The sequence below is a fragment of the Lipingzhangella rawalii genome, assembly GCF_031628175.1.
In the GTDB taxonomy this organism is placed as follows: domain Bacteria; phylum Actinomycetota; class Actinomycetes; order Streptosporangiales; family Streptosporangiaceae; genus Lipingzhangella_A; species Lipingzhangella_A rawalii.
In genome coordinates, this window is the sequence record NZ_JAVLVT010000001.1 from 1,148,529 (window position 1) to 1,175,071 (window position 26,543).

The 26,543-nt window shown below is 68.4% G+C and carries 30 protein-coding genes; 10 read left to right on the forward strand and 20 right to left on the reverse strand.

Annotation, left to right across the window (positions count from 1 at the left end; translation table 11 throughout):
* Nucleotides 1–4 precede the first annotated feature (4 nt).
* From RIF23_RS05140 to RIF23_RS05180, 9 genes are all read right to left on the reverse strand, one after another.
* A complete protein-coding gene (locus RIF23_RS05140; protein WP_310911135.1) occupies nucleotides 5–1,048 on the reverse strand; it encodes a LacI family DNA-binding transcriptional regulator in 1,044 nt (347 codons plus the stop codon).
* Between the two features lie 119 nt (nucleotides 1,049–1,167).
* Nucleotides 1,168–2,556 (reverse strand): hypothetical protein, encoded by a 1,389-nt coding sequence (locus RIF23_RS05145; RefSeq protein WP_310911136.1) that lies wholly within the window; start codon nucleotides 2,554–2,556, stop codon nucleotides 1,168–1,170.
* A gap of 379 nt (nucleotides 2,557–2,935) precedes the next feature.
* Complete coding sequence (locus tag RIF23_RS05150) at nucleotides 2,936–3,679, reverse strand: peptidoglycan recognition protein family protein (protein WP_310911137.1); 744 nt, start codon at nucleotides 3,677–3,679, stop codon at nucleotides 2,936–2,938.
* A 63-nt stretch (nucleotides 3,680–3,742) separates the two neighbouring features.
* A complete protein-coding gene (locus tag RIF23_RS05155; RefSeq protein WP_310911138.1) occupies nucleotides 3,743–4,015 on the reverse strand; it encodes a hypothetical protein in 273 nt (90 codons plus the stop codon).
* On the reverse strand, nucleotides 4,012–4,512 hold the full coding sequence (locus RIF23_RS05160) for a hypothetical protein (protein WP_310911139.1): 501 nt from the start codon (nucleotides 4,510–4,512) through the stop codon (nucleotides 4,012–4,014). The genes RIF23_RS05155 and RIF23_RS05160 overlap by 4 nt, the downstream gene beginning before the upstream one ends.
* A 12-nt stretch (nucleotides 4,513–4,524) precedes the next feature.
* On the reverse strand, nucleotides 4,525–6,465 hold the full coding sequence (locus RIF23_RS05165) for a peptidoglycan-binding domain-containing protein (protein WP_310911140.1): 1,941 nt from the start codon (nucleotides 6,463–6,465) through the stop codon (nucleotides 4,525–4,527).
* 9 nt (nucleotides 6,466–6,474) lie between these two features.
* Entirely contained in the window at nucleotides 6,475–6,831 is a 357-nt protein-coding gene (locus RIF23_RS05170; RefSeq protein ID WP_310911141.1) for a phage tail fiber protein, read from the reverse strand.
* Between the two features lie 14 nt (nucleotides 6,832–6,845).
* A complete protein-coding gene (locus RIF23_RS05175; protein WP_310911142.1) occupies nucleotides 6,846–8,225 on the reverse strand; it encodes a hypothetical protein in 1,380 nt (459 codons plus the stop codon).
* Nucleotides 8,226–8,241: 16 nt separating this feature from the next.
* Nucleotides 8,242–9,741: a phage tail protein gene (locus RIF23_RS05180; RefSeq protein ID WP_310911143.1), complete on the reverse strand. Its 1,500-nt coding sequence runs from the start codon at nucleotides 9,739–9,741 to the stop codon at nucleotides 8,242–8,244.
* 107 nt (nucleotides 9,742–9,848) lie between these two features.
* On the opposite strand from RIF23_RS05180, the gene RIF23_RS05185 reads away from it, so the two are divergent.
* Both RIF23_RS05185 and RIF23_RS05190 read left to right on the forward strand, forming a co-directional pair.
* The gene (locus RIF23_RS05185) at nucleotides 9,849–10,130 is read left to right on the forward strand and encodes a hypothetical protein (RefSeq protein WP_310911144.1); all 282 of its coding nucleotides are present in this window, start codon (nucleotides 9,849–9,851) and stop codon (nucleotides 10,128–10,130) included.
* A 4-nt stretch (nucleotides 10,131–10,134) separates the two neighbouring features.
* Nucleotides 10,135–10,470, forward strand: coding sequence for a hypothetical protein (locus RIF23_RS05190; protein ID WP_310911145.1), 336 nt, complete (start codon nucleotides 10,135–10,137; stop codon nucleotides 10,468–10,470).
* A gap of 69 nt (nucleotides 10,471–10,539) precedes the next feature.
* On the opposite strand, the gene RIF23_RS05195 is transcribed toward RIF23_RS05190, so the two are convergent.
* From RIF23_RS05195 to RIF23_RS05220, 6 genes are all read right to left on the reverse strand, one after another.
* Nucleotides 10,540–10,959 carry a DUF3168 domain-containing protein gene (locus tag RIF23_RS05195; protein WP_310911146.1) on the reverse strand — a complete coding sequence of 140 codons (420 nt, stop codon included), beginning with the start codon at nucleotides 10,957–10,959 and terminating at the stop codon, nucleotides 10,540–10,542.
* A 74-nt stretch (nucleotides 10,960–11,033) separates the two neighbouring features.
* Nucleotides 11,034–11,312, reverse strand: a complete 279-nt coding sequence (locus RIF23_RS05200; RefSeq protein WP_310911147.1) for a phage tail assembly protein T — start codon at nucleotides 11,310–11,312, stop codon at nucleotides 11,034–11,036.
* Nucleotides 11,313–11,326: 14 nt separating this feature from the next.
* Nucleotides 11,327–11,731: a hypothetical protein gene (locus RIF23_RS05205; protein ID WP_310911148.1), complete on the reverse strand. Its 405-nt coding sequence runs from the start codon at nucleotides 11,729–11,731 to the stop codon at nucleotides 11,327–11,329.
* Nucleotides 11,731–12,168 (reverse strand): phage tail tube protein, encoded by a 438-nt coding sequence (locus tag RIF23_RS05210; protein WP_310911149.1) that lies wholly within the window; start codon nucleotides 12,166–12,168, stop codon nucleotides 11,731–11,733. The genes RIF23_RS05205 and RIF23_RS05210 overlap by 1 nt, the downstream gene beginning before the upstream one ends.
* Before the next feature lie 175 nt (nucleotides 12,169–12,343).
* Entirely contained in the window at nucleotides 12,344–13,123 is a 780-nt protein-coding gene (locus tag RIF23_RS05215) for a hypothetical protein (RefSeq protein WP_310911150.1), read from the reverse strand.
* Entirely contained in the window at nucleotides 13,120–13,347 is a 228-nt protein-coding gene (locus RIF23_RS05220) for a helix-turn-helix domain-containing protein (protein ID WP_310911151.1), read from the reverse strand. The genes RIF23_RS05215 and RIF23_RS05220 overlap by 4 nt, the downstream gene beginning before the upstream one ends.
* A gap of 193 nt (nucleotides 13,348–13,540) precedes the next feature.
* Here RIF23_RS05220 and RIF23_RS05225 point away from each other — a divergent pair, with 193 nt between their 5' ends.
* Nucleotides 13,541–14,014 (forward strand): helix-turn-helix domain-containing protein, encoded by a 474-nt coding sequence (locus tag RIF23_RS05225; RefSeq protein WP_310911152.1) that lies wholly within the window; start codon nucleotides 13,541–13,543, stop codon nucleotides 14,012–14,014.
* A 131-nt stretch (nucleotides 14,015–14,145) separates the two neighbouring features.
* Entirely contained in the window at nucleotides 14,146–14,343 is a 198-nt protein-coding gene (locus tag RIF23_RS05230) for a hypothetical protein (RefSeq protein WP_310911153.1), read from the forward strand.
* Nucleotides 14,344–14,741: 398 nt separating this feature from the next.
* Here the strand turns inward: RIF23_RS05230 and RIF23_RS05235 are convergent, their stop codons facing one another.
* A complete protein-coding gene (locus RIF23_RS05235) occupies nucleotides 14,742–16,349 on the reverse strand; it encodes a PH domain-containing protein (RefSeq protein WP_310911154.1) in 1,608 nt (535 codons plus the stop codon).
* On the reverse strand, nucleotides 16,346–16,873 hold the full coding sequence (locus tag RIF23_RS05240; RefSeq protein ID WP_310911155.1) for a PH domain-containing protein: 528 nt from the start codon (nucleotides 16,871–16,873) through the stop codon (nucleotides 16,346–16,348). Before RIF23_RS05240 ends, RIF23_RS05235 begins: the two co-directional genes overlap by 4 nt.
* A gap of 478 nt (nucleotides 16,874–17,351) precedes the next feature.
* Here RIF23_RS05240 and RIF23_RS05245 point away from each other — a divergent pair, with 478 nt between their 5' ends.
* Complete coding sequence (locus RIF23_RS05245; protein ID WP_310911267.1) at nucleotides 17,352–18,848, forward strand: SulP family inorganic anion transporter; 1,497 nt, start codon at nucleotides 17,352–17,354, stop codon at nucleotides 18,846–18,848.
* 113 nt (nucleotides 18,849–18,961) lie between these two features.
* A complete protein-coding gene (locus RIF23_RS05250) occupies nucleotides 18,962–19,831 on the forward strand; it encodes a phosphatase PAP2 family protein (protein ID WP_310911156.1) in 870 nt (289 codons plus the stop codon).
* A 49-nt stretch (nucleotides 19,832–19,880) separates the two neighbouring features.
* Here the strand turns inward: RIF23_RS05250 and RIF23_RS05255 are convergent, their stop codons facing one another.
* Both RIF23_RS05255 and RIF23_RS05260 read right to left on the reverse strand, forming a co-directional pair.
* Nucleotides 19,881–20,462 carry a hypothetical protein gene (locus RIF23_RS05255; RefSeq protein ID WP_310911157.1) on the reverse strand — a complete coding sequence of 194 codons (582 nt, stop codon included), beginning with the start codon at nucleotides 20,460–20,462 and terminating at the stop codon, nucleotides 19,881–19,883.
* Between the two features lie 118 nt (nucleotides 20,463–20,580).
* Nucleotides 20,581–21,513 carry a GlxA family transcriptional regulator gene (locus tag RIF23_RS05260; protein ID WP_407659396.1) on the reverse strand — a complete coding sequence of 311 codons (933 nt, stop codon included), beginning with the start codon at nucleotides 21,511–21,513 and terminating at the stop codon, nucleotides 20,581–20,583.
* 157 nt (nucleotides 21,514–21,670) lie between these two features.
* On the opposite strand from RIF23_RS05260, the gene RIF23_RS05265 reads away from it, so the two are divergent.
* From RIF23_RS05265 to RIF23_RS05280, 4 genes are all read left to right on the forward strand, one after another.
* Nucleotides 21,671–22,438, forward strand: coding sequence for an SDR family NAD(P)-dependent oxidoreductase (locus RIF23_RS05265; protein WP_310911159.1), 768 nt, complete (start codon nucleotides 21,671–21,673; stop codon nucleotides 22,436–22,438).
* A 487-nt stretch (nucleotides 22,439–22,925) separates the two neighbouring features.
* Entirely contained in the window at nucleotides 22,926–23,555 is a 630-nt protein-coding gene (locus tag RIF23_RS05270; RefSeq protein ID WP_310911160.1) for a DUF6230 family protein, read from the forward strand.
* 64 nt (nucleotides 23,556–23,619) lie between these two features.
* The gene (locus tag RIF23_RS05275) at nucleotides 23,620–24,177 is read left to right on the forward strand and encodes a DUF6114 domain-containing protein (RefSeq protein WP_310911161.1); all 558 of its coding nucleotides are present in this window, start codon (nucleotides 23,620–23,622) and stop codon (nucleotides 24,175–24,177) included.
* Nucleotides 24,178–24,337: 160 nt separating this feature from the next.
* On the forward strand, nucleotides 24,338–25,045 hold the full coding sequence (locus tag RIF23_RS05280; RefSeq protein WP_310911162.1) for a hypothetical protein: 708 nt from the start codon (nucleotides 24,338–24,340) through the stop codon (nucleotides 25,043–25,045).
* Between the two features lie 459 nt (nucleotides 25,046–25,504).
* Here the strand turns inward: RIF23_RS05280 and RIF23_RS05285 are convergent, their stop codons facing one another.
* On the reverse strand, nucleotides 25,505–26,530 hold the full coding sequence (locus tag RIF23_RS05285) for a phosphotransferase (RefSeq protein ID WP_310911163.1): 1,026 nt from the start codon (nucleotides 26,528–26,530) through the stop codon (nucleotides 25,505–25,507).
* Between the last annotated feature and the right edge of the window lie 13 nt (nucleotides 26,531–26,543).

A 26,543-nucleotide genomic window follows, 5' to 3' on the forward strand; every position in this document is an offset into this window, starting at 1 on the left:
GCGGTCAGCCGTTGGTCGTTGCTGCCCGGGGGTGCGGGACCCCCACACTGCTGCGCTGCACGAGCTGGGTCGGGACGGTCACCTGTTGGGCGTTCGGTTCGGACGCCGCGAGATGGTCCAACAACAGTTGGATACTGCGCCGCCCCACGGCCGAGAAGTCCTGCCACACAGTGGTCAACGGCGGGCTGAAGTAGGCGGCCTCGGGAACATCATCGAAACCGACCAGGCTCACATCCTCGGGAACATCGATCTTGGCCTCATCGAAGGCGCGGAGGACCCCAAGCGCCATCTGGTCATTGCCCACGAACACGGCCGAAACCTGGTCGATGCCGCGTTCCACCAGCTGGCGAGCGGCGTGATATCCCGACCGGGGACTCCAGTCGCCGCGAAGCAGCGGGGGTGGCGTCACCCCCCGCTCGGCCAGGGCGGTCCGCCAGCCGGCGACCCGTCCCTCCGCCTCCAGCCAGTCCGCGGGGCCAGCGATATGCCACACCGTGGTGTGCCCCATCTCCAACAGGTGCCGGGTGGCGGCCGCGGCACCTCCGGCCTGGTCCACACACACCACGGTGTGCCCGGGAGCATCCCCGCCCTCGACCACGACGATGGGCAGCGAGGTGGGCAGCTGCGCGAGGGAGTCCACCGCACTGCGCTGCGGAGCGATTACGATGAAGCCCTCCACCGCCTGTTGGCCGAGGAACTCCACCGCCTCATGGACGGTCTGCGGCGTGATCGTACGCAGGCTGACCATGCTGACGAAGTAGCCGGCTTCCCGAGCCGCGTGTTCGATACTGGCCAGGGTGCTCGCCGGCCCGTAGAGATTGGTCCCAAACGCCACAACCCCGAGGACCCCGCTACGACGGGTCACCAGGGCTCGCGCGGAGGAGTTGCGTTGGTACCCCAGCTCCTCGATCGCGGCCTGCACCCGGGCCTGGGTGTCCGGCCGCACGTTGGGATGGCCGTTCAGTACCCGCGACACCGTCTGGTGCGAGACACCGGCCACCCGCGCCACATCCGCCATAACGGGTGGTCGCGCCTCAGCCTGCACCATCGGACACCTCTTCTGTGACCCAGATCAATCCCTGGAATGGCGTGACACACATTGTTAACGCTCACATAAGCGGGTGTCAACACGCGATAGCTATCAGGTGCCCCGACGCCGCAGCGGCGCTACTCGTTCCAGCGAGGACGACGACGCCCGTTGAGATGCCAGGCCAGCTCCACTTCCGCCGCACGTTGGGCCTCCCGGGCCTCCTCCCGGGCGGCACGCGCCCGATCCAACTCGGTGCGAACATCCCGAACCGTACGCAGCGCATGGCTACCCAACTCGGTCAGCGGCGTCACCAGGGTGTCGATCTCCGCGAGACGCCACTCGCACAACAGCCACTCGGGTTTATCCACCGTCAGGTCAACCGCGTCCACCTGCCGGTGCAGCTCGGCGAGCACCCTGCTCATGGGATGCAGGGCCTCGTCCTCCTCGGCGATACCTTCCGCCCGGGCCAGACGGCTGCGCACCTCCTCCCGCGTCCCCGGCAGGGACTCCCGCAGCCGCTGCACCGTGGCCTGACGCTCGATCGGAACCGCGTAGGCGGCCTCCGCCCGGGCACGGTGGTCGTCAATCTCGGGCAGCACCGACTCGGCCTGGCCCGGATCACCGGCATCCAGGGCCCGGCGGGCACGATCCAGCTCGGCCCGGGCCTGCTCGGCGTGTTTCCCACCCTCGGCGAGGTACTCCGCGAGACCGGCCCACACCCCCGGCGCGCACTGCTCGGTGAGCGTGGCCTGACACGCCGCGGCCTCCTGCCCGCGCGTGTCCACGGCGTCCAGGCTCTTGGCCAGCTCCGCGAGGCGGGTTTCCACCTCGGCACTGCGGCGGCGGAGCGCGTTCAGATCATCCCGGGTGGCGGAGAGGTCGCGGATCAGCTCCACCAGGTTGGCGTGCGCAGAACGCAGGAGACACTCCGCGACGAGGCGCTCCACCTCCTCGAGACGCTCGGCGGCGATATCGGCCGTGTTGGCCTCCGTGGAGACGGTGTAGCCGGCGGCCTCACCCCGCCCCAGGGCCGCGCGCACCTCCCTGACCAGCTCATGCGCCTGCTTCAGCTGATCCGGAACCTGTTCGGCCGCAGCCAGTTCCGTGGTGAGTCGCTGCTCCTCGGCCCGCAGCTCCGCATACACCGCCCGCAGGTGTTCGCCATAGTCCCGCCACGGCTCCAGCCCATCGGGGGACGTGTCACCGGGGTGCTGCCTGTCCAGGGCAGGTTTGACCAGCTCCGTTCGGCGCTGAAGCAGCTCCTCGGCGCGGGCCAAGACCTGAGGGGCGTCGCCGAGGGCCTCCGTGTCCTCCGGGGCGGCCAACGACCCTCGCACCAGTTCGATATCGCGCCGCGCCGTTTCCGTCAGCTCGTCGAGTTGAAGCGCCGTCTCGGCGATCCCACCGCGCAGCTCGTCGAACCGGGCCTGAAGCTCCCGCTGCCGTTGCCTGCGCTGGTTGCGGTGCACGGCATACCAGGCCCCGACCGCCAGCATGGATGCCAGCAGCGCGATCGCAAGCATCACCACGGCACGCCACCTCCCGGATCCGGCACTAACGCACTCGGTCACTCGGACGGGGCCGCCAGGCCGGAGGTTTCGTCGGACTCCCGACAATGCCGGCACCACACGCTGCCGGTACGCACCATATGTCCACCTATGATGCCGATGATTCCCGAATACCGTATGTGCAATCCGTACTGCATTCCGCGATTCCGCGCTCACTAGCCGTGCAGTGAACGGGCAGGGTGGGTGGAATTGAGGTGGTTATCGCGTCTCGGGGGCGCCCCCCGGGCTATGAGGGAGGGGAAAGGCCGATGGGGGTGCTAGGTGTGGGGGCATGGCCAGCCGCGGGGGCGGCGACCGAAGGTCGCCGCCCCCGCGCGGGTCGAGCCGTGGCGCCGAATCAGCGGCCTGCTTCGGCGCGGGCCACGGCCCGGTGCAGCTGCGCGGCGCCGTAACCGGTGACGGTGTCGCCCCAGCCCGGCTTGGCCTCGGACCCCACGGAGGCGCGGACCTGGCGCAGGGCCTCGGCGGTCTCGTCGCCGTAGTGGCCGTCCACCCCGAAGCGCGGCAGCTCGCCACCGGCGTAGGTGATGCTGGCCTGAAGATACTTCACCAGCTCGCCTCGGTCTCCTTTGGACAGTCCCACCAGCATCTCTTCTCCCCCTACTCCCCCGCCATCGGCGGGCATTCCGCTCTGTACCCACACCCGAAGGTCACTTCCGGGACAGGCCGTGGACTGCCCCGGAAGCCCGCCGTGCCAGGTCTGGTCCAGGTGCCGCCCGGACCGGCGGCACGCCTCGTCGTACAGCGCCCGGATCGTGGACCTGGCCGCCGCGGTGGCCTCCCCGTCCGAGCCGATGAAGCACACCCCGATGTGCGAGGTGTTGAAGCCCGACGCGTGCGCACCGGTCACCAGCCATCCCCGCCCCTCGTAGGCCCTGCCCTCCCGGTCCACCAGGAAGTTGTAGCCGATGTCGTCCCAGCCCCGGCCGTCCATGTGGAAATCCTGGATCGCCCGGACACTCTGGGTGGGTGGGCCCGCGCTGTAGTGCACCGTGGCCCCGACCCGCGACGTCCACGTCGTCGTGGTCCGGGACCGCGGCGCCCGGGCGCCCCAACGGTTTCGTGATCGAATAGTCACCATGTGTGTCCTCCTCTGGACAGACACGACCACCGGCCGGCGAACCGGCAGGTTCGTAAGAGGGGATCAGCCTGCGACGGCTGTGATGATAGCCGCGAGAGCCGCCGCTACGGCCGAAAATGAGCTAATCGGCAGCGCATAGCGCCACCGGTCGATCGCATCGAGTCGCACCCGGTGGCGTTCCTGCTCGCTGCGCAACGCCTCCTGGGCCTGCTCGATCCGGTCCATACGTGCCACCGCGGATCGCACCTCGGCCTGGATCTCCCGAACCGCGCCGTACACATCCCGCGCCGTGATGACGCCGGAGAAGGGGTCGTTGTCGGTACCGATCCCGCTCACCCGATCCGCTGGGCCTTGAGGTAGCTGCTCGAGGCCAGGCGAGCCATTTCGGAGCTGGCCGTGAGCTGGGACCACAACAGGGTCAGACTGCCGGGACCCTGCACGACGAAGGATTCCCAAGCATGACTACGTAACTGTCCTCCCTGGTGATTTCCATAATGGGCGTGGGTATCCGGTGCATGTGACGCATGCGTCATCCGCGTTGACCGTCGATCTGCGTGGTCAGCATCGGGGCCCGCGGTGCGGCGAATGGAGAGCCGCGGCATATCCGTCTCCCACGCGACCCGGATCCCTTCAGACTCGCTGGTTCCCAGAAAATCCAAGACCGCGGTAACCTCCCACACCCCTTCGTCCAGCTCCAGGGTTAGATCCGCGTCCGGCAGCGGGGTGTCACTGTTGGTGCGCTGCTCATGACCATCCTTGAACACGAAGATGGGGGCATGGGCGTTCAGACGTTCGGCGGTGACGCGCATTCCGGCGCGCCAGGGAAACGGCATGACATTCTCCTCTCACAGTGCGACGGTCATAGGTTGGGCGAGTCGTAGCTCCGTGCCCGCCGGGTGTTCCTTGTGGATTCCGTTGATGCCGCGGGAAACCAGCAGCGTCTGCACAGCGCCCGAATCGTTGTCGGAGACGACCTCGTGGACCCGCATCGCTTCCCCGGCGCAGAGAATGTCGAAGGGGAAGTCGTCTGGGTGCTCGACAGTGGTGATCCATGGCGGTCCCGTCAGTGTCAGCACCCGCACCTCCTCCACATTCGCGTCCGCCTCGTCCAGAAGCAGGCATCCTGCGGTGTCGGCCCGGTCCGGGGAGGCGGACCCGGAACTCGCGGCGTCGGCAACCTGCGCCACCAGCCAGGGCTCGCCGCTGCTCGCGTTGAAGACCACCTCCCAGTGGTGCAGGTTGATACGTTCCTCGTAGCCCTGCACGAGCAGCTCGATCGGCCCGGGCGGCAGCCACTCCGGCGGGTTGAGCACCTGGAGGCTGTCCCCACAGTCCCGGGTGGCCACGGTGCTGATGAGTTGCGGATTCGCCGTCAGGTCGATGCGCACCGTGGGATAGCGCGCATCGTCGTGGGTGCCGAGATGCACCCGCCACCCCGCCTGCGCGGGCAGCTGGTCGGCGGTGTGCACGTTGAGCTCCACCGACTCCTCATAGGTTCCCACCGCTTCGGTTCCCAGGGGGCCGTCCGTGACGGTGACCCGGTAGTCCTCCCCAGCCCCGGAAACGACGACATCGTTGCGAATCGCCTGGTCGTCCTCAACAGGCTCGAACGGGGCGCTGACATGTCCTGCCGCATAGTCCACGGCCAGCCCCACCGACTGGGTGACCACGGCCAAGCCACGCACCTCGGTTGTGAAGGTGGCGACGGGTTGCGCCCCCTTGGCCCCCACCGCGCCGGACAACAGCACTGGGGTGGTCACGGCAGTCGTCACGGCCCGCTTGACGGTCGTCGCCGTCCCGACGGCGAGAAACTCGGTCGTGGCACCGGTCACTCCCACAGAGGCGTCCACGTCCGCGGAGGCCAGCACCGGGACCATCGAGTGTGCCCGAACCTGGGGAGCCGTCGCCGGCCCCACCGAGCCGCCACCGGCCTGTACCACCAGATGGGACAGGAAGACCGGGGCGGGGGGTGGATCTCCGGCCTGCTCGGCCAGCTCCATGTCCATGACCGCGAGGGTCTGCGCCCCCGCGATCCGATCCACGAGCAGGCCGTGGTCAACCTGGAATCGTTCCACGGCCTGGGCGGTCTCGTTACCGAAGACGCCGTCGGCCCCCCAGACCGGAAGCTCGTAGCCCAAATCCAGCAGGGCGTTCTGGAGATCCGTGATCGGGGTGCCGTCGAAGTCCGTGTCGGCGTCGTCGAGCCGGTACAGCCTGCTGTGCCGGTACCGGTAGGCCCCGAGGTGGGCGGTGTCGGCCGGCGCGACTCCCTGCCAGGTGTACACGGCACCGCCCGAGGTATCGTGCTCCGGGTAGGCCCGGATCACAATGTCGGAACCGTCCCGGTGAACCTCCAGCCGCACCCACTCGGCAACGCTCTGAGCCGTACCCGAGAAGGTGTAGGACAGCAGGCCCCCGGACAGTGCCGTTTGGGCTCTCAGTTGCAGGGTTCCACCTGCGCTGGCCCGCGCCAGGAAGTGGGTATCCCCCACGGTCAGCAGGAGACGGGCCTCGTCGTCCGTCTCCGGCATCGGCGGAATCCACGCGTAGAAGCGCACCGTCCACTGCTCGTCGGGCAGCCCGAACTCCAGCAGCGGGGTGTTGCCCAGGTGGGGGCCGCTCTCCAACCGAATCGTGGAAAGGTGCTGCACCGCGTGCTCGGCCGAATAGGCGGCCCGCTCCGGTGCGAGGATGTCCAGCTGTCCGGCCCGCGCGGTCGCCGCCAGAGACCCGGAACTGGGGGTGGAACCCGCCGTCCCGGACAGCGAGTTCTCGATCGTGGCCATATGCCCCTCCTAGGACTGGTTGACCAGGGCGATCGCTCCCGGGTCCACCGTCAGCGTTCCGGGGCCGGCGAAGTACTCGTCGGTGGATGTGCGCAGCGCACCCAGCCACACCCCGTCGGTGTCCCAGAGGCCGACCCAGTACACGGTCACCTCCGCGGGAACGTTGAAGGTCACGGCCTCAGCCAGGGTTGCCGTACCGTCGGCGGCGTTGGCCCAGGTGATCGCCTGGCGGCTGTAGGAGCCCCCGGAGATCTCCCCTGAGCCGTCATCGGGCTCGTTCTCGGTGGAGTGCAGCGAGGCGCTCACCGCGGTGTCGACGCCAATGCCGTTCAGGAGGCGGTTCCGGAACTCAACACTCAAACTCATTTCTTCTCCTTCGGTTACTGGTTGTCCACCAACTGTGCGCCGCGGTTGTAGATGGACCGCAGCGTCCGGTACGTGAGGCCGAACTCCTCGCGGGACTCGTAGAGCACACCGCCGTCGACTTCGGCGGCCTCACGCACCAGGTCCAATGGCCCGTCCGGGGCCTGCGGCCCCATGGGCAGGGTTTCGTCCGGATCACCCACGATCCGCACCGGAATGTCCGCCTCGGCGCACAGCCGTTCGATGCGGCGCGCGGCCGGTTCGCCGGCATGCCCCCGCATCGCGGCCACCATCGCGCTGGTACTGGGCCGGTCGGTCCCCCAAACGGTGACGTGACCCAACCCCAGGTGCTCGGAGACGTCCTCGTCGGGCACCCACCACTCGTAGGCCCACTGGGTGACGGGGGCAGCCGGCACGTCCGCGGTTCCGGACAGCACCTCGTCCCCGTCCACGGACACGCTCCAGGCGGCCCCGGCCCCCTCCGGCGCCACAGTGAAACGCACGTGGTGCGGTTCGTCGTCGAGCATCCACAATGCGGGCGCGCTCGCCAGGACTGTGGTCTGTTCGGCTTCACCCTCCGCATCGGTCCGTACCGATACGCCTACCTCACGGGGGGACACGGTCGGATCCTCAAGGAGGTACCACGTCACCTCGGTTCCCCCGGAGGTCTGGGTGGCGATCGTGACGTTGTCCTGCCCGCCTCGGCCCACCCGGATCATGTCGGCTGCCCAGCTGGAGGTGACCCCGGGTACGGACCCTGATGCGATTCCACGGTCCTTGTCGGTGCGTACGGTTTCCTCCAGCCATGGGGCCAGCTCGGCCTCCTTCCACTGCGGGGTCATCCTGTGGACGCTGCCGGTACTGTGATCCCGTTCCGCCCACCGCATCCGGCGTCCCCCGGGAACAGCGGACGCCCCTCGGCTCCCCGCCGACTCCGGATCGTCGAGGATCCAGTAGGCCACGGGTCGGTGCGCCTGGATCACACGCCGCAATGCCGTCTGGAGTGCGGAGTGCTGCTGGTCCAGCCGACGCAGAATTCCGGCGGCCTCGATCGGCACCCAGCGGTCGTTTCCGGAGAGGTCCCAGCGTGCTGGCCAGGCCGACACTTCCCCGTGGAAACGCCACACGATTGTTTCGCCTTCGGTACGAACTCCGACCCGCAGTGGGGTGTTGCGTCCGATCAGTCCGTAGTACGGGGACCGGGGATTTCGTGGGCTGTAGCGGCCGTGGCGATTGTTGAGCACCACGGTGCACTTGCCGGGGTCCACGGTGTCACCCTCGTCCGGGCGGCCACGCACGATCGCGATATCCTCCCGGGTGCGCACATCCCCGGTGATATCCACCCAGGAGCCGTCGATTCCCAATTCCACCACGAGGGCCAGCGGAAACAGCGCCATGTCCTCCACCCCCTCCTCACAGCCCGGCCTGTCGGGTCATCTTGCGGATCATGCGCTTCATCTCTTCGTCGGCGCCGGTCACGTCCAGCGACACCCGCTGGTCGGTGCCGCCGGTGTGCCGTACCGAGGCGCCCACGTTGGCGGGGATGGTGTCGGTGACGTCGCTGAGGGTGCGCCGCAGCTCGGGCAGGCTGCCTTCGATGCCCCGGCTGAGCCCGCCCATAATGTTTTCGCCGGCGCCCGCCAGCAGCTTCCGGTCGACCCGGGCGGGTCCCTTCCAGTCCGGGATCATGTCGGTGACGCCGCTGAAGGTGTTCTTCAGATTGCTGATCATGTCTTTGACGCCGTCGATCAGACCGTTGATGATGTCCCGGCCCGCGCCCAGCAGCAGCGATCCGAGGTTGCCGATCGCGGAGGTGATCCGTCCCGGAATGTCACGGACGAAGCCCAGGAACCGTTGGATCTGCGCGGAGGCGGCGCTGGCCATGCTGGAGAAGAACCCGCCGACCATCGCGGGGATGCGTCCGATCCCGCGCAGGAAGCCGAGCACGGCCTGCACGCCCTTGTCCACCAGGTCCTTGGCCCACTCGATGCCCGTGTTGAACGCCTCGACGATCTGGTCCCAGTGGCTGATGATGATGCCGAGCGGATGCCAGTTCAGGAAGAGGTCGAGCAGCCACTGCAAGCCGGAGGAGACGGCGTCCCAGATCCAGTCGACCGCATTCCAGAACAGGTCGACGATCCACTCCCACACCCCGGCCAGAGTGTCCTTCACCCATTCCCAGGCGGCCTTGGTCGCGGCGACGATCTCGTCCCAGTAGTAGATGATCAACGCGACCACGGCCACAATCGCGGCGACGATCAGTGCGATCGGCCAGATGGAGATCAGCCAGGCCGCGGCCACCTTCAGCGCGTGCAGCATGGCCTTAACGCCCATCATCAGCCACGCGGCGATCATTTTCGTAGCAGAGACCAGGGTTGCCACCACCATGCGAGTGATGGCCGCGATCACCTGCCCCGACGCAATCAGGAAGCGCTTCCCCATCGTCAACGCGGAGGTACCGAGTGTCCGCAGTTTCGCGCCGATCTTCTTCATGTTCTCGCCCGACATCGCGGACAGGACCACCCTGAACCCGGCGGCCATGTTCCGAGCGAACGTCATCCCCTTCGCGAAGCCCTGGATGGCGTTTCCGCCGTTTTCCAGCGCCTTTCCGAAGAATTTTGTCTGATCCTCGGACAGGCCAATCTTCTCTCCATACTCACCGACGACCCCACTCGACTTCTCCAGGGCGCCACCCAGGGACTCGACGGTGTCCGCCGCGGTCTTCCACCGATCCGAGGAGTCCTTGGTCTTCTCCGAGGCCTGGTTGGCCGCCTCCTCGACCTCCCCGGCGGAATCCGCGACCTTGCTCAGGTTTTCTTCCAGCTTCTCCGCACTGCTCGCGGCACCACTTAACTCACTCTCCATACCCTCCAGAGCCTCTGCGGAACGTTCGATCGTTGCCGTAGCCATCATCTACCACCAAACAAAAACAAGAAGGGATTCATAGATTGGCGACATTGACATCAAGAAACTCGATCTCGCTTTTCATTAGAAGTCATTGGAACAAAACAAAATCAGCTATGATATTCACAATTTCCGCAGCCGCCATCACTGCCATTGTGGGATGCGGAAACAACTCCGCAGACGCCGATGACGATGAACATGGCCCCCGCACCGGAATCACCGAAGTCTTTACCGAAGAGATCGACGGAGAGGAGGTCCCCTGCATCCGTTGGACTGGAAATGACGAAGGCGGCCTGTCCTGTGACTTCGAGGCGCCGTATCGGGACACCGAATCTCAGCCCGAATCCGGTGAGGAACGAGAATCCGAAGAATCCCCAACCACCGAACTGACGGAGTAGCAGCATGCGTACACCAACCGCTTTCGCCGGCCCCCTCCTGACCCTATTGCTCCTCGCCGGATGCGGAAACAACTCCGCAGACGCCAATGATGACAACACCGGCCCGGAGTGGGGACACACCGACGTTTTTACCGAAGAGGTCAACGGGGAGGAGATCGTCTGCGTAAATTGGGAGAGCGGTGATTCGGGCGGCCTCACCTGTGACTTCGCGCCGCTGCATCAGGACACCGAGAATTCGGCGGACTCCGAGGAGTCGGAGGATACGGCGGAGGCCGGGGAGACCGGGGATGCAGCCACGGAAGACCCCGCCACCGAGCCCGCACCCGAGCCCGCAGAGTAGCCGGGGGCAGGCCCGGGCGGTGTCGCGGCTGTGCCGGGGGCAGGCCCCGGCACCGCGGCACCGCCCCGGCTACTGCGCTGCCTGGCTGGTCACGATGCGGAAGGTGGCCGTAACTCGGGTGAGGTCGGGGCTGTCCGGGTCCCGTTCGGCGTGGCCCTCGGCGAAGGCACACACCACCACCCGCCACGGACCGTCCAGCTCGAGAGGCTGGTGGTCCAACAGCTGGGTGACCCGGTCGGCCACCTGCTTGGCCTCGGCCAGCCCCGGCTGCTGGGACCAGACCTGAACCGTGTGGGTGCACTGGCGACCGAACGCACCGTGGGTGTTGTCCGGCTCCTCGGTGGCCGCTCCGAGGAGCACGTGCGGGTAGGACGGCTCGGGCTCCACGTACTCGTACACCTCGGCCCCCAGGTCCGGCGCGGACTCCAGGCGCTGCCGAATGGCGTCCTGGATCGCGAGGAGGGGGGAGCGTGCAATCGTGCTGGGCATCAAACTCTCCTAAGGCAGGGAGGGACAGGACCACCCGGGATTCGAACAGTGTTCGAATCCCGGGCTCGGCGGTTCTACCCGGTTTGGGATCCGCCCAATGCGGTGTTGATGCGCTGAACGGTGGCCAGCTGCTCCTGCCAGGACTGCTCCCTGCGGTCCCACCGCGGGATGAAGTCCGCTGGCTTGGCGGCCCGGCCCCGCTTGCCCCGGTTGGCGTTGGCGACAGTCGAGGCCACGATCGCTGCGTGCAGGTCCGCGCGTTCGGGCCCCAGTGGACCGGTCACCCGCTCGTAGGCCATCCATTCCGAGAGTTCCCGGGAGCTGATCCGCCCCAGCAGCTCACCGACGGTCATTCCGAGGTGGGCGGCTAAGCGGAAGCAGAACCTTCGCTCGGGCCGCCCGCGGATTCCCCCGTCATCTCCTCCGCATCGTCCTGCCCCATCCCGGACAGCTGCTGTGCCCGCTCGAACAGGCGCTGGAGCACGGCTCCGGACTTGCGGCCGAGTTCGGAGATCTCATCATCGGTGAACAGGCGGTTGTCGTTCGCGTCCACCAGACACAGGGCCAGCAGCCGCTCACGCAAGGTGCGCAGCGCCTCGGTTCGCACGTTCACACTCTGGCCCTTGGAGGCGATCATGGTCGCCTCCAGCCGACTGCGTTCGGCGCCGCTCAACCCGCGCAGGCGCACGGTGCCGCCCCACTCCGGGACGTGGATCTCCTCGGTGGGCAGATCCCCGGCGGCGAGAATCGCCGACTTGTCCAGCAGACTCATCAGGCGTCCCCGTTCACGGTGGTGAGTTCCGGCTTACCGGTGACCTTGAGCGTCATCTCCCCCTCGATCTTGTCGTCGTGGGGCATCTCGGCACTGAGGTTGGTGAGGATGGCCTGGAACTGCCAGGCGTGCTGATCGGGATCGGGGAATACCACCTGGTAGGTGCGGGGCCGGGCGGCGTCGAAGTCCTCCTGGAGGACGGCGTGGGTCGGCTCGCTCGGGTCGTAGTTGAACTCGATCTCGACCTCACCACCGTCCTTGAGGCCACCGACGAACTCCATCCAGCCGCCGGGGCTGTCGTGCGAGGTGACGTCGACGGTTTCCCGCTCCATCTCCGGTCCGGTGATGCTGGTGACGTTGGCGAGGACGGTGAAGCCTTCCGGGTCCTCACCGTCGCCGCGGCGCAGCTGGCTGCCAAGTGCGTTGAGTCCAGGCATGGGGACTCTCCTGTTCTGATCGCTGGATTGGGTGTTTCGGATTCCGTCGACCGGCGCGGCGCCGGTCGGTTCGAGGCCGAAGGCACGAAACGGGCCCGGGTGGTTGGCCCGGGCCCGTGGGGACTTTCCTTCGACACAACCACACAGTAGCGTTTGTTTGCGCAGTACGCAAGAACTACGCACTACTTTTTGCATCGAGGAGGTCCAGTGCGTCCCCGACCCGGTACAACGGGGCACCGCCACTGCTGCCCCGTGCGGATAGACGCCCCCGGTGTGCCCACCCGCGCACCATGGCGGCCGTGACGGGACGTTCCGGCCGGGAGGTGATGCGCGCCAGGTCCGCGGCCGTGGCCAGAACCTCGGCGGCGAGACCGCGCAGCTGGGCCCGCTGTTCCTCGGTACTCCAGGACTCCCCGCAGGCCCGGCACACGGCACTGGCTTGCCCCCGAGGTGCGTAGACCCGCTCGCCGCAGGTACACACGGCCGCGAGGGCCTGCTCCTCGGGAAGATCCACCTGCCGCCGGGCCTGCTCCACCGCGGCACAGATCTCGTCGGTGGCCTGTCCGCCGTAGCTGGCCCGGCGCAGCCAGGCCATGTGCGAGCGCAGCCACCGGGCCATGGTGGACAGCCGGTGCTTCGGCAGGCTGCCGCCCCGATCCTGGTGCACCGCCTGACACCAGGACGACAACGTGTTGCGGAGCACTGCGGCGGCCTCGCTCGCCCCCAGATCCACCGGGAGAGCGGGCGTAGTGCCGCGTGCGGTTCGTTCGGTCCGGTTCCGGCCCATGCGTGCCTGCTTGGCGACCGCGGTGTCGAGTTCCGCGGCCAGCCCCGGGGCGGTGTCCACCCCGTAGACCTGCTCCAGATCCTGACTCAGGCGCTGGACACAGGCGGGGCAGACCGTAGCGTTGTCCCCGGTCGCTCGCTCGCAGGCCTGACAGGGTGCCCCACTCATGCCGCGGTCCTCTCGGTCTCCTCGGGGTTCTCCGGGCGGTAACACAGTGCGGACAGGGGCACCCCCAGGGCCTGGGCCAGGGCACGGATGTGCAGCCGGCCGCTGCGACGCCCCGCCTCGATGTCGCTAAGTAGTTGTGGACTGATACCGGTCGCGCGAGCCAGGGCAACCTGGCTCTGTTGGTCTTTCTCACGCAGCGCCCGCAGCGCATGTGGATTCACCATGCAGGCGAATCTAGAGAGGAGCACGCGTTCTACGCAAGCACTTACGGCAAAAACTACGCACCCGAAGTGAACCAAAACAGATCGACTACACTGCGTCAGATCGCCTCTGACGTCGGGTTTTCTTCAATCTTCTCGACCGGGCCAGAGCAAACAATCGCTTGCAGATGCGTAGGAATGCGTGGAGACTCAAGGCATGGATACTCCCGACAGTCGCCGCCGAGCCGGCGAGATCATCGAGACCGCCCGCGCGCGGGCGCGGCTGAGCAAGCGTTCCGTTGCGCAGCAGGCCGGGATCAGCGAGGTGTGGTACCGCGCCGTCACTACCGGGCTCCGCGACGAGCAGCCCCAACAGGCGAGCGACGAGGTGTGGCTGAAGCTGGCCCGTGCCTGCGGGGTGGACCCGGAGGAGGTGTTCACCGCCCTGGGACGGGATCTGCCGCAGCAGCCGGCCCCCACGCCGGTGCCGAACGGCTCGCTGGACCTACGCGACGGTGAGGACCTCACCTGGCTTCCCCGCCCGGACGGGACCCTCGTCTACCGGATGACCACGGCCGACGGTTCCGGCTCGATGATGCCGGCCCGGCCCGACACCCCGATCCACGAGGTCGCCGCCCAGCTACGGCGTCGGATCGACCTGGTGCGCCAGCTCAGCGACGGGGAGCACTGACCGGGATTCCGGGTTTTGTTCCCCCCCGAAATATGGCATCCGTAACCTGGACCACACGTGACGGCTCCGCGTACGACCACGGTGCTTAACCGAACGCCGTTGTCATCGAGAGCGAAGGTTCCCCCCGACTGATGGTCGACATCGTGATGGATCCGGACCCCGACCCTGCTGATGGACCGTTAAGCCTGACCTGGGACGCGAGTGGACACACCGTGTTGGTCGTGAACCCGAACAGCAACGCTCCGGAGCTGCTGAGTGCGGCGACGGACCTTGGCCTGACCGGCCCGGAGCAACAGCGCCTGCGGGCTGCCCTCGACGGCCGCTCGTGACCCCCGCACCCAGCCCGGGCCGCTCGGTCCGACGCGACCCGCGGCCGCACGGCTCAGCTCCCGCGCCAGATGCCCATCGGTCCAGGTCACCACGGATGCGACCACCTTCGCGCCGTGCTGGTGAGCGAGACTCGCGCCCGCCCACCAGCACGGCCCCCACAGGCTGCTGCGCGGGTGAGTGTCCCGCCGGGGTCTCGACCCGCGCCGGAAACCACCCCCGGGGCCACATCCGGCCACCCCATCCCACGGGGCCTCCCGTCGAGGCCTCCCGGACTCCGGCCGGATCCCGGTGGTGATCCTCCGGCGGGGCCGGGCATCGTCGGTCCGGCGCCCGGTTCGCACACCGTTCGTGTTCACCCCGACACAGGGAGCCGACCAGAACCTGTCCCGTCGTTGCCTCAGTCGCGTTCCAGAAACGGGGCGAGCAACTCCGGCACCGCTTCGTCAGCCAGGGCGAGCCCCCCGTGCAGGTCCACATCCACGGCGTGGAACACACCTGCCTCCGCGGCGGTTGTCGCTCCGAGCGTGGCGAGTCCCAGTCGGCGTTGGAACGGGGACCGGCGCACCGTCCAGCCGATGACGGCGTCCCGGTTAAGTGCCACGGTGGCGCGTGCCACCACGCCGCGGCGCAGGTACACCTGCCGCGTTCCCAGGCCATATCCCAGTCCGCGGTAGCTACTGACCGCATAGGTCACCGCCGCCACCGCGACCAGCAGCACCAGCACCGCGGCTCCCCACCAGATCGCGGCGGGCAGCTGCTGCGGCGTCGCCACCACCGCGATCGTGATGGCGGCGGCCAGCAGCACCACCGCAGCGAGCACGACCGCTCCCGCACGCACCAACCGACGCTTGAGGGCCGCGCGCGGATGTGCGGTCAGCTGGCGCGAGAAGTCCACCCCCGGCAGCGCTGCTGCGGCCACCCGGTTCGCCTCGGCCCGGGGCATCTCGGGAGACAATGCGCTCTTGGGAACCAGGCCACCGCCCTGGCCGCCCTGGCCGCTCTCCTGGTCCAGTCCGGAGGCGACCGCACCCACACTCGCCGCGCCGAACCAGCGCAGCGGCAGGTAGTGCTTCAGCCGCACACCGCGCAGGCGTCGCTCCTCCACCGACACCGAGGAGAGGTTCAGCAGTCCGCGGCGCACCCGCAGCGTGCGGTCCGGCTCGCGGGTGAGACGGTAGCCCCACCAGGATTCCACCTGGAGCGCGAGTGCGACCAGCGCGCCGAGAGCGAGAACACCGAGGGCGAGAGCAAGCGCGGTGAGGCCGACGGGGACGCTGGCACGGTTCGTCTCGATGTCCAACTGGTCCAGGATCCAGGTGATGGGGAACTGGGCCGTCGAGGCGGCCAGCCCGCCGAGCACCGAGTAGGAGAGCGCGGCCGGCCCGGGCGCGGCGGCGCCGTAGCCGAACCATGGGGTGCGCATCCGAGCCAACTCGCCGCGTTGGGGCAGGTCACTGCCCGCGGGCTCCTCGCCCGCAGGTTGACGCTGTGCCGCCTCCTCCACGGCCGGTTCGTCGTCCTGATGCAGCAGGACACGGCGCAGCCAGTCCCCGTCGGCGACGGTGACACAGGTCAGGGTGAGTTGGTCGGAGCCGGAGGTGACGCTCTGTCCGGTGCCCACTGTGACCCGGCACAGCCCGAAGGGACGCGCCCAGATGGGGCTGGCTACGTCGACGCTGCGGATGCGTTCCCGCGGCAGGGACCTGTGGGCCCGGGACAGCACACCGGAACGCAGCTCCATGCGCTCGGGGGTGACCTGGTACTGGGTACGCCGGTATCTCAGAATGTCGAATCCGATGCCGCTGCCCACGAGCAGTGTCGTGGCCAGCACGACCAGCAGGCCCCACAGCCAGCTCGGCGCGGCGATCCCCACGATCACGGCGAGGACCAGGCCCGGAATCCCGAACAGCGTGACCAGCACGACGACGCCGGCCCACACTGTGAGTGGGCTCAAGCGGTGCCAGGCGGGGGCGGGATGGGTCTCGGTGGTGGTTTCCTCGGTCACGTCGCGTCTCCCGGAACGGCCTGCGTGGCGTCGGTCAGCTGTTCGGCGACCTCGGCGGCGCGTTCGGCGTCCAGGCCGTCGATGCGGAGGGCCCCTGCGGCGGAGGCGGTGGTGACCGTGACGGTGGACAGTCTGAAGGCACGTTGGACCGGGCCGCGCTGGGTGTCCACGGTCTGGATCCGGGACATGGGGGCCACCCGCCACTCCTGCCACAGCCAGCCGGCCAGGGTGTAGACGGCGTCGTCGGTGACCTCCCAGCGGTGGACCCGGAAGCGCCACTGCGGCATCACCACGACCACGCCCAGGGCGACGATCGCCACGGCGGCCACGAGTGCCCACAACCAGTTGAGAGCCGCCACATCGAACAGGGTGGTCAGGACGATCGTGGGTACTAGTGGCAGGAGCACCACCGGCACGGCTACCAGGGCCGCGCGTACGGTCCAGTAGCTGATGGCGCGGCGCTCCACCCGGTGTCGGGGTGGTCGCAGCCGGAGCCGTGGAGGGGTGGTTGGCGCTGCGGACATGGGCAGGTCCCCCTGTTGTTCGTGGAGCCAGCGATTGTCGGGACGGACACGGTAACCGCTGACTCCACGATCTCATGGGAGATGCTTGGGAGCGTTCCCATCGTGCCGGGCTGGCGCGGGAAGGGGTGGATACCGTGCGTATGGACCCCACAGTGCCGGTTCGTGATCTGTGAGAACGCTCTCAGCGCCGGTGGCATGACCCAACAGTGACGTAACTGTAGGGTTGATACCCATGCCACGTCTGGTTTACCCCACACAGCGTGGTTACTGACTGACCTTCCCGTCCGTTCCGCTGGCGTCGGTCTGACCGACACCGCCGGTTCCGTGGCAGCGTCGCCGCACGGACGGGCCCGGCCCCGTGTGCCGCGTGACATCCGCGGCCGGGGCCCGCGCTGGGAGCCGTACCCCACCAGCGCGTCCGACGTCCGAACTGTTCGACGAGCGACGCTTCGCGCGTCGCCATGCCGAGATTGGTTCCATGTTCTCCTTGCCGACGCCTGTGCGCCGACATATCTCCCGTCCCTCGATCCCCCCACTGCGCACCCTGCGCACCGAGATACTGGCCGGTCTCGTAGTGGCGCTGGCCCTGATCCCCGAGGCGATCTCGTTCTCGATCATCGCCGGGGTTGACCCCAGTGTGGGTCTGTTCGCCTCGTTCCTGATGGCGGTGGTGATCTCCATCGTCGGTGGACGCTCCGCCATGATCTCCGCGTCCACCGGGGCCATGGCCCTGGTGGTGGCCCCACTCTCCCTGGAGTACGGGCTGGGCTACCTCATCGCGGCCGTGATCCTGGGCGGGGTGTTCCAGGTGACCATGGGAGCACTGGGTGTGGCCCGGCTGATGCGGTTCGTTCCGCGCTCGGTGATGGTGGGATTCGTCAACGCCCTGGCGATCCTCATCTTTCTCGCCCAGGTTCCCGAGCTTCAGGACGTTCCCTGGATCGTCTACCCGCTGGTACTCGCCGCCCTCGCGATCATGGTGCTGTTTCCCCGGATCACCCGCACTGTTCCGGCCCCGCTGGTGTCCATCGCCGCGTTGACGGCGTTGACCATCGGGGCGGGCCTGGCCGTGCCCACGGTGGGCGACAAGGGTGAGCTGCCGAGTGCGCTGCCCACCCCCGGCATCCCGGACGTGCCGTTGACCCTGGACACCCTGGCCCTGATCGCCCCCTACGCCTTCGCGTTCGCGCTGGTGGGGCTGATGGAGTCGCTGATGACCGCCAAGCTCGTGGACGACATCACCGACACCCACTCCAACAAGACCCGCGAGTCCCTCGGGCAGGGTGTCGCCAACATCGTCACCGGCATCTTCGGCGGCATGGGCGGCTGCGCCATGATCGGACAGACCATGATCAACGTGAAGAGTTCCGGGGCGCGCACCCGACTGTCCACCTTCCTGGCCGGGATCTTCCTCATGGTGCTGTGCCTGACCTTCGGCCCGTGGGTGTCCCAGATCCCGATGGCGGCGCTCGTCGCGGTCATGGTGATGGTGTCCTTCACGACCTTCGACTGGCACTCGGTGGCTCCGACGACCCTGCGGCGAATGCCCGTGAGCGAGAGCCTGGTCATGGTGGTGACCGTGGTCGTGGTGGTCGCGACACACAACCTGGCGATCGGTGTGATCGCCGGCGTACTGACCGCGATGGTGCTGTTCGCCCGCAAGGTCGCGCACCTGGTGGACGTCTCCTCGGTCACCGACCCGGACGGGGGCCACGTGGTCTACCTGGTCACCGGGGAACTGTTCTTCGCCTCCAGTAACGACCTGGTGTACCAGTTCGACTACTCGGGCGACCCCGAACACGTCATGATCGACCTGAGTCGGGCCCACATCTGGGATGCCTCCACCGTGGCCGCGCTGGACGCAATCACCACCAAATACGCCGAACGGTACAAGACCGTGGAGATCGTGGGGCTGAACCAGCGCAGTGCCGCACTACACGACCGGCTCAGCGGGGAACTCGCCGGGAGCCACTGACCCGGCTCCGCACCCGCGCACCCTGATGCGCGGCGTCTACGGGGCGGGGCCTCGCCGCGATCGGGCGTGTCGGCCAGACTGGTCGGCACGCCCGCGATGTTTCGGAGGCCCGCGTGGACACGATCACCGCCGTGCAGCAGCTTGCCACCCCCTGGCTGGACCGGGTGATGCTCGCCGTCACCTACCTGGGTGACGCCGAGACCTACATCCTGCTGCTGGCGGTGATCTACCTGGCCGTGCACCCCGAGCTGGGCCGGCGGGTCGGCGTGTACCTCCTCCTCAGTTCCCTGGTGAACACACAGCTCAAGGGGCTTGTGGACACGCCCCGTCCCTTCGAACTGGATCCGGAAGCAGCACGCAGCGAGGCGGCGGTGGCCACCGCGGGCGGGGCCAGTTTCCCCAGCGGACATGCGCAGATGAGTGCGACGTTCTGGGGCTATCTGGCGCTGTGGGTGCGGCGCCGTTGGCTGTGGATTCTGGCGGCGACGCTGGTCGCCCTGATCTCCGCGAGCCGGGTGTACCTGGGGGTTCACGTTCCGGTGGACATCGCGGGTGGGCTGCTCCTCGCGGCCGTCGTCCTCGCACTGGCGCTGCTGGTGGACCGCTACCTCGTGCCGGTCCTGGCCCGGTGGCCGCTGTGGCTGCTGCTCAGCCTGGGGCTCACGGCGCCACTCGCCGTGCACCTGCTCCTGACCACCCACACCTCGGGAATGTATATGGGCGGGCTCGCCGCCCTGCTCACCGCCCCACTGGTGATCCACCACCAGGTCTGTCCCACCCTGGCACGGCGCCTGGCGGTAGCCATCCTCGGAATCGCGCTGGTGGTACTGGCCTGGCTCGGCTTGGGACTGCTCCCGGATGCGGTGCGCCAGCATCCCGCCGGCGAGTTCCTGGAGTTTCTGCTGCTGGGTTACGTCGGCCTGGCTCTGGCTCCGTACCTGGCCCGGCTGCTGTCTCTGGCTCCCCGCCCCGAACCGGGGTAGTCCAGGACGCACCCCGGCGCAGACACCACCGATCGGGCCCCGGGTTGCCTCAATCCCGCCAACTGCGCACCACCAGACCGAGAGCCACCGTGAACCCGGCGCCCACCGTGACCAGGTAGGCCCCGTACCGGCGCCGGTAGCGGGACCCGGCCAGCCCGAGGGCGCTCAGGACGAGCCCCGCCGCGAGGATTCGGGTACCGCGCGCACGACTACTGGCCAGCACGAACGGAACGAGGCCGGCTCCGGACACCCCGGCCTGGGCCGCGTAGACCTTGTAGGGAATCCCCGCCAGCGGCTGGTGCCGCACCGCCCGCGGACCCTCGTCCCGGGTTTGTTCGGCGACGGTGCGGCGCATCCGAGGGGTGGTCAGGGGCTGCGGCGGTATGCGGCCGCGAGTGGCCAGACCGTAGGTCAGTGCCCCGCCGGCTACGCTGCTGGCCGCGGCGATTATCGACAGCCGCACCCCGGAGGGCGGATCGGCGACGCACAGCGCGGCCAGAGCCACCTCCGGGAGCAGTGGCCAGGACACGGCCTCACCAGCGGACCATCCAGCGACCAAAGCCGTACCCGCATGCGATCCTGCCAACTCGGCGACGCGCTGCCGCAGCGCGGAGTCATGGGGCTGTGTCATGAGGGGCTCCTTTGTCTCCATGTCGACAGCGCCGGCGAGCACAGGCCCACGACGCGCCACGGTCCCCGCGGACATGCTCGGCTTCGGGGCAGTGCACCGCTGCGGGACCGCTCGCAGACTACCGGGTGCCTTGGAACGCCCGCCGGTGCTCGGTCGGGGACACCCCCACATGGCGGGCGAACTGGTAGCGCAGGGTGTTTCCCGTTCCCAGACCGCTGCGTTGAGCCACCTGCTCCACAGACAGGCGCGTGGTCTCCAGCAGGGACTGGGCGCGTGCGATGCGCTGGGTCAGCAGCCACTGAAGCGGCGTACTTCCGGTCGTGTCCCGCAGCCGGCGGTGGAGCGTGCGCACGCTCAGCCCGGCCTGGCGCGCCAGATCGGCCACGGTGATCGGTTCGTGGAGCCGCCGCAACGCCCACTGCAAGGCCGGGGTCAGACTCGAATCTCGGGGTTCGGCCATGGGTGAGGGCACGAACTGGGCCTGGCCGCCCGGCCGGTGCGGCGGCATGACCAGGTGGCGCGCCAGCTCGTTGGCGACGTGCGCGCCCAGGTCCAGCCGCACCAGATGCAGGCAGAGGTCCATACCCGCGCTGAGGCCGGCACTGGTCAGCACGGTCCCGTCCTCGACGTAGAGAACCGAGTCGTCCACCTCGATCTCGGGATAGCGCTGGGCCAGCAGTGGCACGTGCACCCAGTGGGCGGTGGCGCGGCGCCCGTCCAGCAGTCCGGCGGCCGCCAGCGCGAAGGCACCGTTGCACAGGGAGGCGATCCGAGCCCCGGCCCGGTGGGCACGAACCAGGGCCGTGGTCAGCTCTGGTGGGACCTCCCGCGTACCGTCCATGCACTCTTCGGGAACCCCCGGCACGATCACGGTGTCCGCCGCGGCGACGGCATCCAGGCCGTGGTCGGGGTGCAGCACGAGACCGGCCGCGTTCCCGGACGCATCGGGTTCTGGGCCACACAGCCACAGCTCGTACCAGGGGTCAACCAGGTCGCTGTGGTCCACCCCGAAGACGGCGCAGGCCATCCCCACCTCGTAGGTGTCCCACATGGACACCGAGCCGGGCTCCACCACAGCAACCGCAACCGTTCCCACACCCACCCCACCAGACTACGGCAGGAATTTGGTGACTACCGGCATTCCTGCCACTGGTGCAGCGTCGTCGGAGCATCGAATATGGGCAGTACACACCAACGAAAGGGAACACATGATCGACGTATCCGGAACCTCCTGCGCCGTGATCGGTGGCACGCACGGAATGGGACGTGCAGTCGTTGACGCGCTGCTCGACGGGGGCGCCGAAGTCATCGTGACCGGCCGCAGCGCGGACAACGTCGCGGCGGTGCGCGCCGAGCTGGCGGACCGAAAGGGCGCGCACGTCCTCCAGGCGGATGTCACCAACGATGCGGACACGGCACGCCTCGGTGAGCTGGTTGCTGACACGGTTGGGGCACTCGACTTCCTGCACGTCAACGTGGGGATCGCCGAGGTGGCACCGTTCGAGGAGGTCTCCGCGGAGTCCTACGACGCGATGTTCGCCGTGAACGCCAAAGGTGCGTTCTTCTCCGCGCAGCGCCTCAGCCCGCTGATGCGCTCGGGCGGCGCGATTGTGTTCACCACCTCGGTCACCAACCAGGCACCCTCGCCCACGATGAGTGTCTACGCCGGCACCAAGGCGGCGGTTCGCGCCTTCGCCGAGGTGATGGCCTCGGAGCTCCTACCGCGGGGCATCCGGGTGAACACGGTCTCCCCCGGGTTCATCGAGACTCCCACCATGGGCTTCGCGTCGGCCTCGTCGGAGGAACGCGCCGCCCTCATGGAGATGGGGGACAACCTGACCCCGATGCGCCGGCATGGCACCGTGCGGGAGATCGCGGATGCGGTGCTGTTCCTGGGGTTCGTGGCGACGTTCACCACCGGGGTGGAGCTTCCGGTGAACGGCGGATTGGGGCACGTCGCGGCGGCGGGTGCCTGAGAGGCATCCCCGGTTCCGGCTCTGGGGCCGCACCGGGGTGGTGGCTCCAGAGCCGTGTTGTGTCCTGGCCCATGCGTCAGTGTGCGGCCGCCCCAAGGTCCGGGGCGGCCGCACTGCCGGGCCGTACCGTCAGGCGCACTGTCACGCCTCACTGTTCGGGCGGATCCGGCCACGCCCAACCAAACGAAGTGAAACCTGTTCTGGATTTCCTTAGCCGCCCGAGCGGCTCCCGCGCCTGCCACCTTCCGAACCCAGCGAAAATGCTGGACATGGAGGGAGATCCGGACACCACAGGAGCGCCAGCCCCGCGGGAATGAAACGTGTTCTCCCATAGCTATTGAACTCACCGCTATCGCAGTACATAATGTGACAATCCTCATTGTCAATGAGGTGGATCACTGGCGATCCGTCCCAGCGAACCGGCGTGGCTGCCTGGGGGGAACAGCGCGCCACCAGGACATCGGCACCAACCCTGGAGTTTTCCCTCATGACCGACACAACCGTCACTCCCGACGAAGGCGGGCACGTCAGCTGGAAGCGGTTCGGCGCCTTCGCCGGCGTTGGCGCGGTAGGCATCGGCGGTGTACTGTTCGCCCTCGCCAACGGAGCGATCGCGGCTCAGTTCGTCGTCTCCGACCTAACCTTCAAGGTTTCGGCCGATGAACTCGTCGGAACCGGGTTCGAACAGTACGGCGGGATCAACGCCGACCGGCACGACGAACCCATCCCGATGGCGACCGCCGCGATCCAGGAAGCCGAACTGCATTCCATGTGCCAGTCGGTACTGATCGACGACGAGCTGCCCGGACTTCCGGCCGTCACCATGAACCTGACCGCCGGCACCGGGGGCAGCCCCGTCGAAGCCGAAACGCTGCTTGTGGACATGCACCAGATGGCCGGGGACGCCGAGTTCGAGAACATGGACATCGGCGTCAACGCCCCCGACATGGACAAGGGCCCCGACGAGGGACAGAAGATTCCGGGCATGTTCGGCATGCAGTCGGACACCATCAACGTCTCCGGACTGGAGCAGGAAGCCACCGCCACCACGGCGGGCTCCTTCGTACTCAACGACCTCAGCCTGAACGTCGGATTCGGCAACAACGAGTGCTTCTGAGTCCGTGCGGGGGCGGGGTGTCGCCCGCCCCCGCACCCCCCGACCAGACGGACAAGGTGACCTAGTGGCAGCGCCCGACCAATCCCCCACGCGTCGACGCAACGTGCTGGTGCGCGCCTGGCTGCGCTGGCGCGCCTGGCGCCGCAGCCGCCCGTTCTGGGGTGGCCTGCTGATGATCATCGGCGGTGTCGAGCTCGCGCTCCTTCCCCTCGGCCCACTGGAGATCGGGGTGGCGGGCGTCGCCCTGGCCGGTATGCCCACCTACATGCTGGCCCTGTTCATCATCGCGCTGGGACTCATCGCCTGGTTCACCCCCAACCAGAAGAACATCACCGGCCTCCTCGGCGGCATCTGCGCCCTGGGGTCTCTCGTCCTGTCCAACCTTGGCGGACTGTTCATCGGCGCCCTGCTCGTCATGCTCGGCGCGGGCGCCGTGTTCGCGTGGAACCCGGGCCAGCGTGCCCCACGGCGCCGGCGTCGCGGCCGCCGCCGGGCCGACCCCTCCAGTACTCCCGCCCCCATTACCCCCGAACCTCCCCAGCCCGACCAGCCCGACGAGGACGGTGGCTCGGCCCCCGCCAACCGGCAGGCCGAAGCAGCGCCCCCCGCCTCGTCCCCCTGACGGGCCGATCCGCTGCACCCCGGCACCGGATCGGTTCCGCGCCCCTCCGGCCTGCCCCCAGGTCTCGGAGCGGGCGTGATCCCCCGGCCGGCAACGGGGCCGGCCATAACCCGCTCCGGCTCTCCGGAACGGGGCCGGAGCCCCGTCAACAGGAGGCACCATGCGCGACCATGGCCGAACCCTGTCCCCAACCCGTATCCCCGGCATCGCCGCGGCCGCGGCCTCAGCATGCGGAGTTCTGGTGCTGGCTGCCGCCCCCGCGCACGCCGACTCCGGCTCCACCACAGTGGAGCCGGCGGGCCATCACCTGCATGCCGTGCAGGTGGGAAACGGCTCCTTCGAAACCGACGCGCCCGAGGTCAGTTGTGCGGTGTCGGAATCGCAGCGCTCCGCGTCAGACCCGGTGGAGGTCAACCAGATCCCGGAGGCTCCCGACAACCACAACCCGGACGGGAGTGTGGGTGGAGAGCTATCCGCTCCGGTCTTCTCCGACTGTGACGTGGACATGTTCCTGGTCGGCGCCGACGTGACCACCACACCCGGCACCTGGAACATCGAAGCCCAGCACGGCGAGGACCCAACCATCACCCTGACCGTCGCCGAACACGGCGAGCCCGGGGGTATTCACGTCGACGTCACCGGCCTGACCACCTGCGACCTCCAGGTTGCGCCCGGTGGCCCGGTGGACATCGAGGGCGAGTGGATCCCCGGTGACCCGGGCGTGTTGGTATTCGACGAAGCCCCGATCCCGATCAACGAAACCACCGGAAACTTCGGCTGCCCGACCAGTGACGAGGCACTGTTCAGCGCCGAATACGAGATCCATAACGAGACCGATCCGTCGCAGCCGGTGACCATCACCGACTAGTCGCCAATCCCCGGCCCGGGCCGCACATCCCCCCGGTGTGGCCCGGGCCGGCCAGACCGGGGTGGCATCGTGCCCGCCAGCCCGCGGGCACGATGCCACGGACCGAGCACGGCCAGGGCCCCATCGGCTTTTCCTCGCCTCCATGCACTGGAGGTCCACCCCCAGATGCCAGAAGCGCCACAATCCCACCCCCACACGGAGACGGTCTACGCACCGGCATACACCAGGATCAGCACCACCCCGATCCCGCCCAGCGCGACGAGGGCGGGCGAGGGCCGGAGGTCGACCCAGTAGGCGCGGCCGGTCTGGGCATCACCGGACATGGGACGTCACCAGCCGTTCCGAACAGGTGGGAACACCACGGGCTCGTACGCGGGTTCCGACACAGCCTTCGCCCCATCCAGTTCCTGATCCTCGAGGGCAGCCACGTGGATGGCCATCTGGCCGTCCCGGGATGGGTTAGCCGCTCAGCTCCGCCAGCGTGTCGGTGAACCCTTCCCAGGCCTGTTCGGTGTCGTCGGTCTCGGCGTGCGGGCGACCGAACCAGTCCACGAATTCCACCAGGTCGCTCAGGGCCCACCGCAGCGAGAACAGGGCCATCGCCGACGGGTCCGGCTTGCGCCCGGTCAGCTGGGCGTAGGTGTCCAGGTCCTGCGGCTCGGCGGCCACCAGCCACAGGTCGCGTTCCGGGGGAGCGAGCCCCACGGTGTCCCAGTCCACGAGCAGCTGACGTCCACCGCTGTGCAGCAGGTTGCCCGCGTGTGGCTCCCCGTGGGTGACGACGAGTCCCGCCTCCGGGCGGGCTGCGGTCTCGGTGAGCCGGTCCAGATCCGCGAGCTTGGCGCGTACGGCCTCGGCATGCTCGGCCAGCTGCTCCCGTGCCGGTTCCGCATAGGGGCCACCGGACCAGGCCACGTCGGTGGAGTCCAGGGCCTGTTCGAGGCGATGGCGGCCCGGAATATCCGCGGGAATCTCCGGGGTGGACTCCGGCGGGGTGGTGCCGTGCAGCGCGGCGAGCATCTCGATCACCTGCGTGCGGTCCTGCGGGGGTAGCGTCTCCCCGAAGAATCCGGCCTCCCCCGAGGTGAATGGGAACACGCTCACCGCATAGCGCTGGCCCAGCGGCACCACGGTCGCACCCTCGTGGGTGGGCAGCGGGGCGACCACGAAATCCAACCCGCTGGCCGTGCCCAGCACCGCGGCGGTGTCCATCGCGCGGTGCAGCCCACGACGCACCCCGTCCCGACCGCTGACGCCATGGCCGCAGTGTTCCTTGTGGTCCAGGTCCGCGACCGTCACGAAACGTCGCTGCCCGTCCGCGGCGGTGACGGTCCAGTGATGGTCGCCGAACCCGACCGCGGTGTAGTCCAACTGGGCGGCGATATCTCCCCACTCCGCCAGGGCCGCACGTAGCTGCTGTTCATCGAGGTCATCGGGGTGTTCGTGCATCGTGGAAACGCTAGCAAGCCACAGGACCGGCCGCATCTCGGTATCCGTA